Source organism: bacterium (genome assembly GCA_024228115.1).
Classification (GTDB): Bacteria; Myxococcota_A; UBA9160; order UBA9160; family UBA6930.
Genome location: JAAETT010000168.1, coordinates 1 through 2,151, shown reverse-complemented (window position 1 = coordinate 2,151; position 2,151 = coordinate 1). Strand labels below are relative to the sequence as shown.

2 protein-coding genes and 1 pseudogene are annotated in these 2,151 nt (G+C 28.9%); all 3 read left to right on the top strand.

The genetic code is table 11. From position 1 onward, the window contains the following. Positions 1-107: 107 nt before the first annotated feature. The 3 genes and pseudogenes from GY937_08545 to GY937_08535 all read left to right on the top strand — a co-directional run bounded on the left by GY937_08545 (position 108) and on the right by GY937_08535 (position 2,151). Positions 108-1,013, top strand: coding sequence for an IS982 family transposase (locus GY937_08545; GenBank protein MCP5056755.1), 906 nt, complete (start codon positions 108-110; stop codon positions 1,011-1,013). Positions 1,014-1,311: 298 nt separating this feature from the next. Beyond that, positions 1,312-1,806: a hypothetical protein gene (locus GY937_08540; protein MCP5056754.1), complete on the top strand. Its 495-nt coding sequence runs from the start codon at positions 1,312-1,314 to the stop codon at positions 1,804-1,806. Between the two features lie 46 nt (positions 1,807-1,852). Then, positions 1,853-2,151: pseudogene (locus tag GY937_08535) on the top strand (IS630 family transposase).

Here is a 2,151-nt window from a genome sequence, read left to right as displayed (position 1 = left end):
TATTTAACGTGAGTTCGATGTAAGAAATTCAATTATTCCATAGAAAAAAGCAGAATATTTAGTAAATTAAAGTTCTAATAATCAAGATACTATACAATATTCTGCTTATGATTTCTGATGATAAAATTATAGAAATATTCTGTAAATTGGATGATTTTGCTACTGAATTTGATGCTGTTCTAACAGAAAATAGCATTTCAGAGGCTTCATCGGTAAAAAGAAGGAATAGAAAATTCAAAATGAGTAAAAGTGAAGTGATGACTATAATGGTTATTTTTCATCTTAAATCTTTTCGAAATTTAAAACACTTTTATCTTCATTATGTTGTAAAACATATGAATGATTTTTTTCCAAATTGTGTGTCTTATAATCGATTTGTTGAGCTTCAAAAAAAGGCGATACAACCTTTAGCTGTTTATCTAAAACTATTTGGGTTAGGAGCCTGTTCAGGTATTTCATTTATAGATTCTACAGCAATAAAAGTTTGTCATTATAAAAGAGAAAAACAGCATAAAGTTTTTAAAGGTATTGCGGAAAAGAGCTTTGGAACTTTAGGTTGGTTTTTTGGTTTCAAACTACATTTAGTCTGTAACGACAAAGGGCAAATCGTTGACTTTCTGATTACTAAAGCAAATACTGATGATAGACAACCTCTAAAAGATAAAACTTTTCACAACAAAATATTTGGAAAAATTTATGGGGATAAAGGCTATTTGGGGAAAGACTTATTTGATAAACTTTTTGTTGATGGTATTCACCTAGTAACAAAGATTAGAAAAAATATGAAAAAGAAAGCAATGGATTTTATGGATAAAGTTTACCTTAGGAAAAGAGCAGTTATAGAATCTGTAAATGATGTCTTAAAAAACATCTGTCAAATAGAACATTCTAGACATAGATCATTTGATAATTTTATAGGTAATATCATTGCAGGTTTAACTGCTTATTCTTTTTTAGAAAACAAACCAAGTATTAAAATCCAAAAATTCTTACCTAATATCGGTATTGCTTAGCTCGAACTCACGTTAATCAGTAATATCAAGGTAAGTATTGGCTTTGTCAGTAAACACAATTGACTGTTCATCTATGTTTTGATTGACAACATTATCAATACTATCGCTTTTATGGCTATCCAATACTTTCATTTTAAAATATCGACATTGCTTACTTTGTTTGCCTGTTTCTATATCTTCTAAAAAGGTTGATTCAGCTATTACAGCTACGTTTTGCTGTCTTTGACTTCCTTTATCTCGTTTGAGTTTAATACCAATTTTAAATTAAATTGCGCTAAATTATTCGTATCTTTATTGAATGGGTAGACATTCAAAAATCATAATAAAAGAGGAGTTGAAAGACTTAAAATCATCTCATAGAATAGAGAAGAATCCTCAGTTGAAGCGTAAATTAAAATGTTTGATTTATACAAAAGAAAAAAAGTATTCAACTCAACAAATTTTAGCGAATAACATAGGGGTTGACCATGCAACAATAAAAAGATGGCTAAAGCAATATTCAGAAGAACCGTTAGATTCTTATTTATCAATCAAAAGAGGAGGCAATCGTAAAAGTGTAGTATCAAAAAAGGTACATAATGCTTTGTCTGAAAAACTTAACTCCTCTTCAACCCCATTAAAAGGCTATTGGGATGTTCAGATATGGATTAAAAAAGAATTTGATTTAGATTTAAAATACCAAACAATTCGAGGCTATTTAATTCGTCATTTTAAGACGAAGTTAAAATCACCAAGAAAATCACACTACAAGAAAGATGAGCAGGCTATTGAAGCCTTTTTTAAAACTTCCTAAAACATTTGAGAACATCAAAAATGGATTGGTTTTTGATGAAGAAACAACAGTGAATTTATACTTTCAAGATGAATCACGATTTGGGTTAAAAACACATATAGGAAAGTGCTTAACTGCTATTGGAGTAAAGCCTATTGTTCAATACCAACATGCTTTTAAGAATACATATTTATACGGAAGTTTCTCCCCTATAAATGGTGATTCTTTTGTATATGAAATAGAAGGAACTACAAGTGAAATATTTTACAAATATCTTGAAGCCTTTTCTGTATATAAACCAGATGAAATAAAAATAATTGTCATTGACAATGCTGGTTTTCATTCAATGAAAAATTATACACTACC

What these genes read in the sequence shown, in the direction of transcription:
- GY937_08545 (MCP5056755.1), top strand. Translation starts at nt 108, where the DNA reads ATGATTTCTGATGATAAAATTATAGAAATATTCTGTAAATTGGATGAT.
- GY937_08540 (MCP5056754.1), top strand. Translation starts at nt 1,312, where the DNA reads ATGGGTAGACATTCAAAAATCATAATAAAAGAGGAGTTGAAAGACTTA.